The sequence below is a fragment of the Bartonella propinqua genome (genome assembly GCF_047263965.1).
Classification (GTDB): domain Bacteria; phylum Pseudomonadota; class Alphaproteobacteria; order Rhizobiales; family Rhizobiaceae; genus Bartonella.
This window is the reverse complement of the sequence record NZ_JBLEBK010000001.1, coordinates 174,714-189,999: the sequence shown is the minus strand read 5'-3', so window position 1 is coordinate 189,999 and position 15,286 is coordinate 174,714. Positions and strand designations below refer to the sequence as shown.

General features: G+C 38.2%; 10 protein-coding genes. All 10 read left to right on the top strand.

Features of this window, described 5'->3' with window-relative positions:
• Window positions 1–72: 72 nt before the first annotated feature.
• The 10 genes from ubiE (at window position 73) to tsaE (ending at window position 15,052) form a co-directional block, all read left to right on the top strand.
• A complete protein-coding gene (gene ubiE / locus ACMFKV_RS00785; protein WP_413154247.1) occupies window positions 73–855 on the top strand; it encodes a bifunctional demethylmenaquinone methyltransferase/2-methoxy-6-polyprenyl-1,4-benzoquinol methylase UbiE in 783 nt (260 codons plus the stop codon).
• A gap of 2 nt (window positions 856–857) precedes the next feature.
• Window positions 858–2,444, top strand: coding sequence for a 2-polyprenylphenol 6-hydroxylase (ubiB, locus tag ACMFKV_RS00780; RefSeq protein ID WP_336287634.1), 1,587 nt, complete (start codon window positions 858–860; stop codon window positions 2,442–2,444).
• Between the two features lie 69 nt (window positions 2,445–2,513).
• Window positions 2,514–3,929, top strand: a complete 1,416-nt coding sequence (gene coaBC, locus ACMFKV_RS00775; protein ID WP_413154245.1) for a bifunctional phosphopantothenoylcysteine decarboxylase/phosphopantothenate--cysteine ligase CoaBC — start codon at window positions 2,514–2,516, stop codon at window positions 3,927–3,929.
• 663 nt (window positions 3,930–4,592) lie between these two features.
• Entirely contained in the window at window positions 4,593–5,312 is a 720-nt protein-coding gene (locus tag ACMFKV_RS00770; RefSeq protein ID WP_413154244.1) for a sulfate transporter family protein, read from the top strand.
• 482 nt (window positions 5,313–5,794) lie between these two features.
• Window positions 5,795–6,715 carry an acetyl-CoA carboxylase, carboxyltransferase subunit beta gene (gene accD / locus ACMFKV_RS00765; RefSeq protein ID WP_336287631.1) on the top strand — a complete coding sequence of 307 codons (921 nt, stop codon included), beginning with the start codon at window positions 5,795–5,797 and terminating at the stop codon, window positions 6,713–6,715.
• Window positions 6,716–8,035 carry a bifunctional folylpolyglutamate synthase/dihydrofolate synthase gene (locus ACMFKV_RS00760; RefSeq protein WP_413154243.1) on the top strand — a complete coding sequence of 440 codons (1,320 nt, stop codon included), beginning with the start codon at window positions 6,716–6,718 and terminating at the stop codon, window positions 8,033–8,035.
• A 43-nt stretch (window positions 8,036–8,078) separates the two neighbouring features.
• Window positions 8,079–9,077: a complex I NDUFA9 subunit family protein gene (locus tag ACMFKV_RS00755; RefSeq protein WP_413154242.1), complete on the top strand. Its 999-nt coding sequence runs from the start codon at window positions 8,079–8,081 to the stop codon at window positions 9,075–9,077.
• A gap of 516 nt (window positions 9,078–9,593) precedes the next feature.
• A complete protein-coding gene (ahcY, locus tag ACMFKV_RS00750) occupies window positions 9,594–10,991 on the top strand; it encodes an adenosylhomocysteinase (protein WP_336287628.1) in 1,398 nt (465 codons plus the stop codon).
• A gap of 39 nt (window positions 10,992–11,030) precedes the next feature.
• A complete protein-coding gene (locus ACMFKV_RS00745) occupies window positions 11,031–13,496 on the top strand; it encodes a PAS domain-containing sensor histidine kinase (RefSeq protein ID WP_336287627.1) in 2,466 nt (821 codons plus the stop codon).
• A 68-nt stretch (window positions 13,497–13,564) separates the two neighbouring features.
• Window positions 13,565–15,052, top strand: a complete 1,488-nt coding sequence (gene tsaE, locus ACMFKV_RS00740; RefSeq protein ID WP_413154241.1) for a tRNA (adenosine(37)-N6)-threonylcarbamoyltransferase complex ATPase subunit type 1 TsaE — start codon at window positions 13,565–13,567, stop codon at window positions 15,050–15,052.
• Window positions 15,053–15,286: the final 234 nt, after the last annotated feature.

The window sequence follows — 15,286 nt, the reverse complement described above, 5'->3', positions numbered from 1 at the left end:
TGCTTTATTCGTATTTGAACATGTCTTCTATATTTCATTTACGATAAAAGAAAAATAAGAAAGGTCACGCACATGACAGCTGAAACAGAACGCGTAGGAGTCAAAGGTGGTATGGAGCACTCTTTTGGCTTTACAAAAATTGATGAAGCGCAAAAACAGTCCATGGTGGATAATGTGTTTCACTCTGTCGCTGAAAATTATGATAAGATGAATGATATCTTATCGCTTGGACTGCATCGTGCGTGGAAAAATTTCATGGTTGCATGGCTTTCTCCCCCAGCACTTTCCAGTTGGAAGGCACTTGATGTAGCTGGCGGCACTGGTGATATCGCCTTTCGTATTCTTAATGCTTCACGTCAACAAGCCCATGTTACAGTACTTGATATTAATGGATCAATGCTCAGCATCGGTAAAGAACGCGCCCAAAAAAATGGTCTAGCTCCTTTGATGGACTTTGTAGAAGCTAATGCAGAACATTTGCCTTTTGAAGATCAAAGTTTTAATGCTTACACAATCGCCTTTGGAATCCGCAATGTACCTCATATTGACCAAGCCCTCAGAGAAGCTTTTCGTGTTTTAAAACCAAGTGGACGTTTTTTATGTTTAGAATTTTCAAATGTCGAGATGCCTCTGCTTGACAAAATTTATGACCTTTGGTCTTTCAATGTCATTCCCAAACTGGGTCAACTTATTGCAAATGATGGTGACGCTTATCGTTATTTAGTTGAATCTATTCGTAAATTTCCCAAACAAGATGATTTTGCCCATATGATCAATAATGCGGGTTTTTCACGGGTATCATACCGTAATCTCACAGGTGCAATCGCAACACTGCATTCAGGCTGGAAGATTTAAAAATGGTGCAAATTTCTACTTACTTTCAAGTGATGCGTGCAGGATGGGTTTTAGCACGTGAAGGTGTTTTGAGTGCTCTTCCCAGTGACGATCTTCGAGGATTTCCAGCATTTTGTCATCGTATAGCAGGAATGTTAGCGCGACGTAAAACGAGAAAGAAGCGACGATCTGAAAATATTTCAGATGCCATCAATAAGCTTGGTCCTTCTTATATAAAACTTGGTCAATTTCTTGCCACCAGACCCGATATTGTCGGACGTGATATCGTGAAGGATTTGGTACAGTTACAAGATCGTGTTCAAACATTTTCCTGCTCTGCTGCTATTGCCCAAATTGAAAATTCACTTGGTCGTTCTATCGATGATTTATTCGTAAACTTCTATCCTCCTATTGCTGCCGCTTCTATTGCTCAAGTTCATCCAGCTGAATACTGTGATGAAGCAGGCCATAAAAAAAAATGTGCTGTTAAAGTCATTCGTCCCAATATCAGAAATCGTTTTGCTAAAGATCTTAAAAGCTTCTACCTCATTGCTCACCTTCAAGAGCGTTATGTCCCCGCCTCTCGACGCCTTCGTCCTGTTTGTGTTGTTGACACTTTGGCACAAACTACACGTCTTGAAATGGATTTACGGTTAGAAGCGGCTGCCATATCAGAAATGGCTGAAAATATTCAAAATGATATAGGATTTCGAGTACCAAAAATTGATTGGGAACGAACAGGGCGCAATGTTCTCACAATGGAATGGATCGATGGTATAAGAATATCCGAAATCTCTGAACTTAAAAAAGCTGGCTTTGATTTGCAAATACTCGCAATTACGCTTGTTCAATCTTTCCTTCGTCATACATTACGTGATGGTTTTTTTCATGCAGATATGCACCCTGGTAATTTATTTGTGGATCCAAATGGGTGTATTGTTGCTGTCGATTTAGGAATTACAGGACGACTTGGAAAAAAAGAAAAGTATTTCCTCGCTGAAATTCTTTACGGCTTTATTACTCGTGATTACCATCGGGTAGCACGCGCTCATTTTGAAGCAGGATACGTACCTTCGCACCACAATATTGAGAGCTTTGCTCAAGCTAATCGCGCCATTGGTGAACCGATTCACGGACAATCAGCACAAAGTATTTCTATGGCTAAGTTGCTCACACTCTTGTTTGAAGTCACTGAGTTATTTGATATGCAAACGCGTCCTGAACTTTTATTATTACAAAAAACTATGGTTGTCGTTGAAGGTGTTGCACGCACATTGGATCCAAATTTTAATATGTGGAAAGCTTCTGAACCAGTTGTGAAAGAATGGATTAGTAAAAATCTAGGACCTGTAGGATTTGCAAAAGATTTTAGTGAAGGGGCGCAAGCACTCTTTTCGCTAGCGCGCAAAACACCACAATTGATACAAAATTTTCAACGTATAGAAGAAGATTTTAACCAAATGATAGAAGGAGGATTTAATCTTTCTCCTACCACCCTCAAACAGCTTGCTGTTGAACAAAGTCGTGCCAATCGTTATAGCCGTTATAGTCTATTTATCATCGCACTTTGTTGCATTATATTGACTTTTTTATTTTTTTATCCTTTCTAATCTATCCAATATACTAAAAAACATCTATGATGATATCATTGCAATCACTTTGTTTTTTGGATATATTTTATGGCAAATATTACCATACGTAACCTATCACCTAAAATTAAAGAATCTTTGCGAATACGTGCCGCGAAAAACGGTGTTTCTATGGAAGAAGAGGCTCGTCGCCTTTTAAGCAATCCTGCAACTCCAACCATATGCTCATCTCAAGCAAGTGCTCTTGAGGCGCAATCATTGCAATCAAAATCTATCCTTCTTATCATTGGTGGTAGTATTGCATCCTATAAATCGCTTGATCTGATTCGCCGTTTGCAAGAGCGTGGAGCACGCTTAAACATTATTATGACAAAAGCAGCACAAAAATTCATTACCCCTTTAGCAGCTGAAGCTCTGAGCGGTAATACTGTGTATAATGATTTATTTTCACGCGAAGAAGAACATGATATTGGTCATATTCGGCTCGCACATAATGCTGATTTGATTATTATAGCACCAGCTACAGCAAATCGTATTGCAAAAATAGCTCATGGTATAGGAGATGATCTAGCCAATTGTGTACTTTTGGCAGCACGTTGTCCACTTTTGATTGCACCAGCTATGAATCCAGCTATGTGGGCACATCCAGCAACTGTTCGCAATGTCGCACAACTGTGCACAGATGGTGTGCACATAGTCGGACCAGAAATCGGCAAAATGGCTGAGCGCGATGAAGCAGGTTGTGGACGCATGAGTGAACCTTTAACTATTGTAGCTGCAGTAGAAACTCTTTTGAATGCACAAGAAAAAACACTTTCTGGTCGTCATTTCATTGTAACTTCTGGTCCCACCCATGAACCAATTGATCCTGTACGCTATCTTGCTAATCGCTCTTCAGGCAAACAAGGTCACGCTATTGCAACAGCTCTCGCGCATTTAGGTGCCAACGTAACGCTTATTTGTGGACCAGTGAATCTTGCTGATCCACAAGGCGTAAAAACCGTTCATGTTGAAACAGCGTATCAAATGTTACAAGCTGTTCAAGAAGCATTGCCTGCCGATGGAGCTATTTTTGCTGCTGCTGTTTGCGATTGGCGCAGCAAAACACAATCTTTGCAGAAAATTAAAAAAAGTGCCAACAAAACACCACCATCTTTGCACATAGTGGAAAACCCTGATATCCTAGCAACGATTGGACATGCTCCAAATCGTCCTCCACTCGTGATTGGTTTTGCCGCTGAAACCTGTGACATCATTGCCAATGCGCAAAAAAAACGTGTTGAAAAAGGCGCTAATTTTATCCTTGCTAATGATATTTCTTTTCATGTTGATGGCACAAGCGTTATGGGTGCTGATACAAATCAAGTTTGTCTCGTTAGCAAAGAAAATATCGAACAATGGCCACACATGAGTAAACAACAAGTTGCTCAAAAATTAGCAGGTGTCATTGTATCATTTTTCTGCCTTCATACTTCTGCTCATTCAAATGAGCAAAAGATTCTTTAAATTTTCTTCAAATAATTTAATTTTGCTAAAAACGCACCATAAAATGAGCAATGAATTTATTCTACCCACTATGCAAAAATATCTGCATCCATTAAATAATCGAATCCAATGATAACAATTATACAAAGAAAACCCAAAATATACTCTCCTCAAAAAATTAATTGTATATAGCTATACAAGCACTGCAAATATAGCCACTCCCCCTATCAACAACAGCTACACCTTGCTTAACTAAACAAATTGCAATAACACTTTTTTTGCTAAACAACTTTTACTTAAATCTTTTTTACATATAAAAATAAATACAATACATTCTGCGCAAGAATATTTAAAACTTTTGCTAAAGCAGAAGCTTCTTAAAAATTTCCTCGCCTTAATTTAAAGATTGAAGCTTCTACTCCTTTCTCTCCAGCATAACTTTAACTCATTAATCTCAATGGGTTCTCCTGCTGACAACTCATCTTACCCATTTCATCAATTTCACAGAAAAAATTATTCTAAATTTCATGATATATAAAAACAAAAAATCCATTTTATTCGCAAAAATAATATCATTATCTCTTTTTAATCAAAATAATTGAGACCTGACTTTATGATTCAAAAAACAAATATATATAATATATTTTCTAGTCCACATCTTGGTTTCTTTCTTTTTTCCTATTTATGATTTTTACTGCTGCCTATCACGCTTTACAGCATCTTTTCACTCCACAATATCGAACTATAATGGTAAAAGTACTGGGACTTACTTTTATTATTCTCGTCATCATATGGCTATGCCTACACCAACTTTTTATGTCTTATTCTGAATTTTGGATTGCTTATTTTTTTCCCAAATTATCAGATTGGACGGGATGGTTAAGATTTATCATACTTATCATTTTCCATTTTAGCTTTGCTTTATTCATGGCTTTTTTGATTGCTCCCATTACAGCTATAATTGGTGGTTTTTTCATTGATTCTGCCGCTGAAATTATTGAAAAGGAAGCTTACCCTCACGAACCTCTTGGATACGCTATACCATTTGGACGCTCACTCATTTTCTCTTTAAAATTTATGACTTTAAGCCTTATCGGCAATGGAATCGCTTTTATTTTGTTTTTCGTGCCAGGTATCAATTTAATTGCTTTTTATGTTATTAACGGCTGCTTGCTCGGCCGCGAATACTTCTTGCTTGTTGCCTATCGTTTTCGATCCAAACAAGAAGCTCATGCTTTTTTAAACGCTCATTCCGCGAAGGTTTTTGGCGCCGGATTATTGATAGCGTTTTTTGTTTCAATTCCTATTCTTAATTTAGCAACGCCGCTTTTCGCAGCTGCCTTTATGACACACTTACACAAAATGCTTTCCCCCAAAGCTATCACACGCATCACAATAAAATAACACATTCATCACCCATAAAAATCAAAAAATCCTTGCTCTAATACTGCCATTTCGCTAACATGATGCGGTCTATATCCATTGTTTTTTGAACCATTGTAGCTTTAATTTATGCTTAAAATAGGGGGGTTGCTTCAGGCGCATACCGTTTACATTAATGGATTATTCAATATTGATTTTCCATAAAAAATAAGTGAGAAACTTTTTTTCTAACAGGCGCAGAGAGTAAGATTTTATCTAAAAATAAAAAAGCAAACGATGTAAACTATTAAAATCATTGAAAGATTTGCATGGATACTCTTATTCAAAATTATCGTTGTGATATTGGAAAAATAAAAAATTAAAGGATAATGGGGTGAAAGCTGTACATACAATGATAAAAATATTAAATAGATCCGTTTATTTAGCCAGAAAAGCAAGCATTTGATTTTATATTTCCTCAAATTGCACAAAAATTGTATAACATTTAAAGAGAGGTTACAAAGATGAACTGGATTACAAGTTATGTTCGTCCTAAAATCAACTCTATACTGAGACGCCGTGAAATTCCAGACAATCTGTGGATCAAAGACCCCACCAGCGGTGAAATGGTATTCCATAAAGATTTAGAAGCTAATCAATATGTGATTCCCTCTTCAGGACATCACATGCGCATCAGCGCTAAAAATCGTCTCACTCATTTTTTTGATGATGGGGTTTATACACCTCTTGAAAATCCAAAAGTGGTAACAGATCCTTTGAAATTTCGCGATGAAAAACGCTACATTGACCGATTAAAAGATTATCGTGCCAAACTTGGTGTTGATGATAATATCTTAAGTGCACGGGGTACTATTGAAGGCTTACCGATTATTGCAACCGTTCAAGACTTCTCCTTTATGGGTGGGTCACTGGGTATGGCTTCAGGAGAAGCTATCATCAAAGCTTTTGATACTGCCATTGCCGACAAATGTCCCTTGGTTCTTTTTTCCGCTTCTGGTGGAGCACGCATGCAAGAAGGAACGCTATCATTGATGCAAATGCCCCGTACAACCGTAGCAATTGAAATGATGAAGGAAGCAAAACTTCCCTATATTGTCGTTCTTACAAACCCAACTACAGGTGGTGTTACTGCTTCTTACGCCATGCTTGGTGATATTCACATTGCCGAACCTGGTGCTATGATTGGTTTTGCAGGACCGCGTGTGATTCAGCAAACCATACGCGAAACTTTACCAGAGGGTTTTCAAAGTAGCGAATATCTTCTTAAACATGGTATGCTTGATATGGTTGTGTCACGTTTAGAAATGAAAACTACCATTGCACGGCTTTTACGCTTAATGATGAAATGTCCTGCTACTATTAATCCTTCCAATCCATCCCCAACAAGTTCTCAGGTGTCATTTTCTAAAACAGAAGCTGCTTAAATGGAACAAAGCCAAGTGCAAAGGATAGTAGATGATATACTGAAAAATTATCCTAAAAAATTTGATCTTTCTTTAGAGCGTATTCTTCGTCTTTTAGAGAATCTTGGTAACCCGCATTTAAAGCTTGCACCTGTTATTCATATTGCTGGAACAAATGGCAAAGGATCTGCTTCAGCTATTTGTCGCGCTCTTTTGGAAAGTGCAGGCTACCGCGTTCATGTATATAGCTCACCTCATCTGGTCAACTGGAATGAACGCTGTCGATTAAGTCAAATAGGAGGTGGTCAGCTTGTCACAGAAAACCAATTAGCCGAAACACTTCATCAAGTTATCAAAGCGAATCGTCAAGAACTGATTACTGTCTTTGAAATTTTCACAGCAGCTGCCTTTATGCTGTTTAGCGCACATCCAGCCGATGTTGTGATTTTAGAAGTTGGATTAGGAGGACGTTTTGATTCTACAAATGTCATTCCAAAACCAGCAGTATCCCTTATCATGCCCATTGATTACGATCATGAGATCTTTCTTGGAAACACAATTGCACAAATTGCTTTCCAAAAAGGAGGCATTATAAAATCAGAAGTTCCAGTGGTTATTGGTAAGCAAGACCATAATGAAACTGTTTCCACTTTAACTGCCCTTGCTGATACAAATAAAGCACCTTACTCTTTATTTGGTCAAGATTATCAAAGCTATACAGAACATGGACGTATGGTATTTCAAAATGGTCAAGGTTTAATGGATCTTCCGCTTCCTAACCTTATTGGAGCGCACCAAATTGCCAATGCTGGAGCTTCTCTTGAAGCAGTTTATCAAGCAGGTTTTCGACTTTCAGAACAAGCGATAAGTCATGCTCTGCAAAATATTTATTGGCCAGCACGAATGCAACATCTTACCCATGGGCATTTGGTTGATCAACTATCCCCTGATATTGATTTATGGTTAGATGGTGGTCATAACTCTGCTGCTGGAAAAGTTGTTGCAGCAGAGATTACTCAATGGAAAAAAAAATTAAATCGCCCTATTGTTATGGTCGTTGGCATGCTCAATACGAAGGATGCTGTTGGTTATTTTCGCCCTCTAGCCAATATTGTAGATAAAGTGTACACGATCTCGTTGATCGGCAACGACGCAAGTATTTGCCCAACAACTTTAGCGAAATCCGCCCAAAAAGCAGGACTCTTTGCTAGTCCACAAGCTAGCCTACAAGATGCTTTACGTAAAATTAATTCAGAGCACCAAAAAGCGACTGTTCTTATTGGTGGTTCTCTTTACCTTGCAGGCGATATTTTACGTGACAATAAAACACCACCATGCTAAAAATTGGTTATTTATAGAGCTTTAGAAGATAGATCTTTTTATTATGCAACTTGATTGTAAACTTTATCAACATCCTAAGCTTATTACCGTTTTTGGCGGTTCTGGTTTTGTAGGACGCCATGTTGTTGAAACTTTAACTAAACGAGGTTACCGCGTTCGTATCGCTGTTCGTTATCCGCAAAAAGCTTATTATATGCTACAAATAGGGGAAGTGGGACAAACCCAAATGCTCCAAACTGATATCAAGCATCGTGCCTCTGTTGCACGTGCGTTGCTTGGAGCAGATGGGGCAGTATTTCTTCCTGGTAGCTTAACACAAGCAAATCAATCAAACTTTAAAAATACACAAGTTGATGGTACACAAAATGTTTCCGAATTAACAGCTCAAGCTAATATTCCACTCATCTATATGTCAACACTTGTAGCCAATCAAAACGCTTCATTTCTTTATGCGCACGTCAAATCTTTGTGTGAGCAAATCGTTCATAATACGCATCCTCAAGCAATCATTATGCGTCCATCAGTTATCTTTGGACCAGAGGATTGTTTCTTTAACACCTTAGCAAATTTTTCATGTTTTTTACCAATTATGCCTCTTTTTGGAGGTGGACAAAGTAAATTGCAGCCCGTCTATGTTGGTGATATTGCCGAATTTGTTGTGCGCGCTTTAGAAGAGCATGTCATCTTTGGAAAAAGCTATGATCTTGGTGGTCCCCAGATTATCACATTGTCAAATGCTCTTAAAAATATATTAAAAATCATTCATCGCAAAAAAACAACTCTTTCTGTGCCTCTTTCTGTTGGGCTCTTTCTTGGAGGTTTCTTGGGGACTATTGGGAAACTGCCTCTCATACCAACACTGGTAACAAACAACCAGATACGTTTCCTGCAAGTGGATAATATTGTCTCTCAAGAAGCTATAAAACATGGATACACTTTAGAAGGAGTAGGAATTATCCCCAAAGCAATGGCTGCTATCTTACCGAATTATCTTTGGCGGTTCCGTCCACAGGGTCAATTCTCCAAAAATTTACCAGCATAGCGCGTATTCCTTATTCTCCTCCAACTTAGCGCGTATTTTTTGTGATTGAATTAGTTCACGCTTTACCAAAGAGAGAATAATTATAGTGACGAAAATTATATGTCTCATTCTTTTTCCATAAAGCGTGATCTCATAACAATTTTCCCTGCATACTGTCCTCCTTCAAAATTAAATAATTCAAGCATCCTTCAGCAGTGGTTACGCGCTCAATGATTATTTTTGAACAAAACAGTACTTCTGCAACGTCTTAGCAAATTTAATACGCTTTTTACCAAGCGTTTCCCCTTTTATTGAAAAACGAACATCGATAAACTTATTCACTCAATAAAATTTTCATGGATCCCTTTCTGTGCTGCCTATAACATTATTACTTAATATGTAAATCACATAAATTTCGTAGAAACTTAAAAAGAATTTTTTACATAAATTTCACATAAAGAAGTCTTTCTATCCGCTTGCATTTTTTTTCAATTTCTCCTACCGTCTTAAAAAAAATTGATTTTAAAGGAATAAAAAATGGCAGCTCAAGATTATGTTGTAAAAGATATCGCACTTGCTGCCTATGGTCGTAAAGAACTTGATATCGCTGAAACGGAAATGCCTGGTTTGATGGCTTGCCGTAAAGAATTTTCCCCCCATCAACCTCTACGCGGAGCACGCATTTCTGGCTCGTTGCATATGACCATTCAAACAGCTGTTTTAATTGAAACTTTGAAAGCAATTGGTGCTGACGTGCGATGGAGTTCTAGCAATATTTTTTCTACACAAGATCACGCAGCAGCAGCTATTGCAGCCACAGGTACCGCTGTTTTCGCATTCAAGGGTGAAACACTTGAAGAATATTGGACCTATATAGACGCAATTTTCCAATGGCCTGATGGCAATCCCTCCAACCTTATTTTGGATGATGGAGCTGATGCTACAAACTATATTTTAACAGGATGTCGCGCAGAAGCGAATAAAGACATTCTATCTCATCCCAAAACAGAAGAAGAAAGCTTTTTTTTCAAACAAATTCAAAAGCGTATGGACACTACACCAGGATTTTTTACGCGCCAGTGCGCAGCAATTAAAGGCATAAGCGAAGAAACTACGACAGGAGTAAATCGTCTTTATCAATTACAAAAGGAAGGATTTTTGCCTTTTCCTGCCATTAACGTCAATGATAGCGTTACGAAATCAAAATTTGATAATAAATATGGTTGTAGAGAATCATTAATAGACGGTATCCGACGCGGAACAGATGTGATGATAGCTGGAAAAACAGCTATTGTCTGTGGTTATGGTGATGTGGGTAAAGGTTCAGCAGCATCCCTTTCAGGTGCTGGAGCTCGCGTTAAAGTAACAGAAATCGACCCAATCTGTGCCCTTCAAGCAGCTATGGATGGCTACGAAGTTGTTACTTTGGATGATGCAGCCTCTAGCGCTGATATTATCATAACAACAACTGGCAATAAAGATGTTGTCCGCTTAGACCATATGCAACAAGTGAAAGATATGTGTATTCTTGGAAATATTGGTCACTTTGATAATGAAATCCAAGTGTCAGCTCTTAGAAATCTGCCATGGACAAATATTAAACCGCAAGTAGATATGATTACCTTTCCTGATGGGAAACGTGTAATTTTGTTATCCGAGGGACGTTTACTAAATCTCGGTAATGCTACAGGTCACCCCTCTTTTGTTATGTCCGCCTCATTTACCAATCAAGTTTTAGCGCAAATTGAACTTTTTACTCACGCAGATAACTACAAAAATGAAGTGACTGTTTTACCCAAACATCTTGATGAAAAAGTTGCGCGTCTTCATCTCGATCGTTTAGGAGTAAAATTAAGTGTTTTATCGGAAGAACAGGCTGCCTATATTGGAGTCACACCACAAGGACCCTATAAACCAAATCATTACCGTTACTAAAACATTTTCTGGGGCGAAAAGAAAAAAGGAAAACGCGTCGTGCTCAGCTTTGGTGACTATGCCCCCAAAGAAAAAGCTCAAAAAATGATCCAAATCTGTATCGATATCTTTTGTCTTCTTCTTCTTTTCTCTCCAACGGATGCTATTGCTCAATCATCGACAATGCACCTACTGCCTTCTTTCACATTCCCAGATGGTCCATGGCTCATTCTAGCCCTCTGCGGAGGAATCTCTTGTGCTTCACTTCTTACGTGCATAATCGTTATTATAAGCGCAAAAAAAACTTCATGGAAGCTTTTGAAAGCAACTCAAGCAGATTTTTCTGAAAAACTTAAGTATTATGAACGACTTCTGGAAGAAACAGAGCAGTGTCTTCTTATTTGGGAAAATCCAACATCCTTACCACGTGTAGTTGGCAACATTCCCGCATTGCAAAAAACAGGCATTAGTCAGCAAAATTTTCAACGTTTTGAACTCTGGCTTGAAGAAACATCTCTACGAGAACTTGACTATGCGTTGACTCAATTGCGTTTTCACTGTCATCCTTTTGAACTTTCTATCACCACCGCAAATAATACGCTGTTACAAGCCACAGGTATAATTGCAGGAACAGTTGCCATTGTACGTTTTCAAAACATTTCAACACAGCAGAGCGAAAATGCTCGTTTACAGAAAGATATCGAGCGAATTCTTACAGAATTAAGAATGCAGCGCAATCTTCTTGATCGGATTCAAGAACCAGTATGGATACGAAATTGTGAAGGGAAAATTTATTTTATCAATCGTGCCTTTAGAGAAATGGCAGGCTTTCGAGAAGGATGCAATGAAGTCAATGATCTTTTCAATGAAGCAACACAACACAAAATAGATGAGGCAGAAACAATTTTTCAAGAACATGTTCATACGGTAATTGATGGAGAACGACACCATTTTTATCTCACACGTATTACAACAGCAGAAGGAATGGCAGCCTTTGCCCGTGATGATAGTGCATATGAAAATCTTGCCAATGAAATGAGACGTGTTCTTCAAAGCCATTGTGAAACACTTGATCAAATTTCGACAGCTGTAGCAGTTTTTGATACAAACCAAAAATTAAAATTCTGCAACCACGCTTTTAAAATCTTATGGACATTAGAAAGTTCTTTTCTAGAAAGTGAGCCAAGCCATACATTGCTTCTTGAACGTTTGCGTGAAAAAGGACTTATTGGTGAACATCCTGACTGGCGCGCATGGAAAGAAGAACTTTTTAAAGCTTACCAGCAAACAGAATCGAATCAACAAATTTGGAATCTTCCAGATGGACGCACGGTGCGTGTTATTTCTAACCCTCATCCACAAGGAGGTGTCACTTGGCTTTACGAAAATCTCACAGAAAAAGTTGATCTTGAACGACGTTATAATACATTAATTAAAATACAAGGCGAAACACTTGATAAGCTTTCAGAAGGAGTGGTGGTTTTTGGTACCGATGGACGTCTTCGTTTATCGAATCCAGCTTTATCGAAATTGTGGTCTCTCCCCTATAATTTATTGGTAGAAGGGACTCATATTGCACAACTAAAAAGTCATTGTGCCCCCCTAACCGTGGGGAAAGAATGGGATCAGTTCACCAAATTCATTACTGGTTTTGCTGAAAAACGTGACACATACTCAGGTCGTATGGATCTCAAAAATGGAATAATCATTGATTACACATTGCTGCCACTCCCCAATGGAGAGACGATGCTCACTTTCGTTAATGTCACTGATACTGTCTATGTCGCGCGTGCTCTTCAAGAAAAAAATGAAGCCTTAGAAAGTGCTGACCGTTTGCGCAATGAATTTGTTCAACATGTTTCCTATGAATTGCGTACGCCTCTCACTAATATTATTGGATTTTCTGATATTTTACGTGATCAAATCTTTGGCTCCATCAATGAACGCCAACATGAATATCTTAGACATATTCATTCAGAGTCAGGTGTGCTTTTGAATATCGTTAATGATATTCTTGACCTTGCCACCCTTGACGCAGGCATCATGGAGTTGGACATAAAACCAGTTAACATTGCTGATGCTATGGTGCAAGCAATAGCACGTGTGGAAGAGCGCCTTAACGGGCGTCATATTACGCTTTTACAACAAATTTCTCCTTCCTTAAATTTTATTTTTGCTGATGCAACACGTTTGCATCAAATCTTTGTTAATGTTCTCAGTAATGCTATTAATTTCGCAACAGAAGCAAGCACAATTGAATTTTGTGCTGATGAACAAGATGAGAACATCATCTTCAGTGTCCACAATAAAGGATCTGATATTCCAAAAGACATTCTTGACCGAATTTTCAAACGTTTTTCTTCTCATCCACATCATGGTGGACGTGCAGGAGCGGGTCTTGGTCTTTCCCTTGTCAAAAGCTTTGTTGAACTCCATGGTGGACATGTTGAAATTTTTACTGGAGCAGGACAAGGAACAACGGTTAAATGTTTTTTTCCAGTTTCTAAAAAAGATAAAATTTTTTAATCTCACTTTTTATACTTACAAACTTTATACTTACAAAACTTTTTCTCATCTCTTTCATGGAAACCTTAATGAATTTTAGTTTTTTTCTTGAAAATGAAGAAGCAACAAAGCTCTTTGCGCAAGATTTAGCTCTCGCTTTAAAACTTGGCGATCTTGTGACACTCCAAGGCGATCTTGGAACAGGGAAATCAACCATCGCACGTACACTCATCCGTACACTTGCAAACGACAATACATTGGATGTTCCAAGCCCTACTTTCACTCTTGCCCAAAGCTATCAACTTCCACAATTTGAAATTATTCATGCTGACCTTTATCGACTTTCTATGGCAGAGGAAATCGATGAATTAGGACTTCATGAAGCACGTGAGCAAAGCATTTTACTCGTTGAATGGCCAGAAAAAAGTGCAGATATTTTGGGATCGGTTACTTTTGCACTCACTTTGCAATATGAGGACAGCGGGCGTCATTTAACTCTTACTTCAGCAGAACATTCTGTTGAACGTTTACAGCGATCCTTTGCAATTCGTAAATTTTTAACAGCCCATGGACGCGGTCACGTTCATCGCCATTTTTTGGCAGGTGATGCCTCAGCACGCACCTATGAACTTTTAGATGATGGACATCATCAAGAAGTCCTTATGGATGCGCAAACCATGCAAATGGCACAAAATACAGATACTTCAGAAATAACCCATCTTGCAAAAGATATTCGTCAATTTGTAGGAATTAACCAGATCATTTTAGACAATGGATTTTCTGCCCCGCATATTTTTGTCAAAGATTTTGAAAAAGGTCTTTTGATTCTAGAATATCTAGGGCGTGAAGGACTTGTAGATCAAACTGGCAATCCCATAGAAGAACGTTATATCGCCTGTAGCCAATTGCTGGCAGATTTCCACCAAAAAGCGTGGCCTTCAGAAAAACAATTTTCAGCATTTTTGCTGCAAATTCCATCCTATAATCGTCAGACTATGCAATCAGAACTCTCTTTATTGCTGGACTGGTATCTCCCTTTTCAAACGAAAAAAAACTTAGATCAACAACAACGTGAAGCTTTTTTTGCTTGTTGGCAACCCTATCTTGATAATCTCGCCCAAGGAGAAAAAACCTTTGTTATGCGTGATTATCATTCGCCCAATATTCTTTGGCGTGCGCATAAGGAAGGAACTGCCCGCATTGGCCTGATTGATTTTCAAGATGGATTAAAAGGTCCAACAGCTTATGACCTCGTCTCCTTAGCACAAGATGCACGCCTGTTTATTTCATCAACACTTGAAGCAAAAATTCTCGATGCTTATTGCAACGCACGTCATCAAGCATCACGACCTTTTGATGAGGATGAATTACGTAAGCTTTTCGCTTTTGCAGGTACCCAACGGATTTCGACAATTTTAGGAATTTTTGTACGTCTCCACCAGCGAGATGGAAAATCTTCTTATCTTAAACATCTACCCCATCTACGAGAGTATCTTGCCCGTAACCTTTCACATCCAATTCTTGCGCCTTTACAAAACTTTTATCAAGAATTAGGTATCCTTTCAAAAGAACCGTAGGATGTCTTGCTATAATTTTTTTAAACTACTTTAACCAAAGCGATCCACTTTCACTGTGGAATATGAAAATAAATATATTTTATTTTTTTCCAAATCTTTGATAGTCATTAACAGATATTATCTGCTAGATTACAGTTTAACCCCAATCAAAATTTCTACACAAATACAGCTTTTTAGTTTTCCCTCTATGAAAATTGTATACAGTAGAAAAAATGCAAATAATCAATAATATGG

Coding starts and splice junctions, on each gene's coding strand:
- accD (WP_336287631.1), top strand. CDS start 5,795: ATGAACTGGATTACAAGTTATGTTCGTCCTAAAATCAACTCTATACTG.
- tsaE (WP_413154241.1), top strand. CDS start 13,565: ATGAATTTTAGTTTTTTTCTTGAAAATGAAGAAGCAACAAAGCTCTTT.
- ACMFKV_RS00755 (WP_413154242.1), top strand. CDS start 8,079: ATGCAACTTGATTGTAAACTTTATCAACATCCTAAGCTTATTACCGTT.
- ubiB (WP_336287634.1), top strand. CDS start 858: ATGGTGCAAATTTCTACTTACTTTCAAGTGATGCGTGCAGGATGGGTT.
- coaBC (WP_413154245.1), top strand. CDS start 2,514: ATGGCAAATATTACCATACGTAACCTATCACCTAAAATTAAAGAATCT.
- ahcY (WP_336287628.1), top strand. CDS start 9,594: ATGGCAGCTCAAGATTATGTTGTAAAAGATATCGCACTTGCTGCCTAT.
- ACMFKV_RS00760 (WP_413154243.1), top strand. CDS start 6,716: ATGGAACAAAGCCAAGTGCAAAGGATAGTAGATGATATACTGAAAAAT.
- ubiE (WP_413154247.1), top strand. CDS start 73: ATGACAGCTGAAACAGAACGCGTAGGAGTCAAAGGTGGTATGGAGCAC.
- ACMFKV_RS00770 (WP_413154244.1), top strand. CDS start 4,593: ATGATTTTTACTGCTGCCTATCACGCTTTACAGCATCTTTTCACTCCA.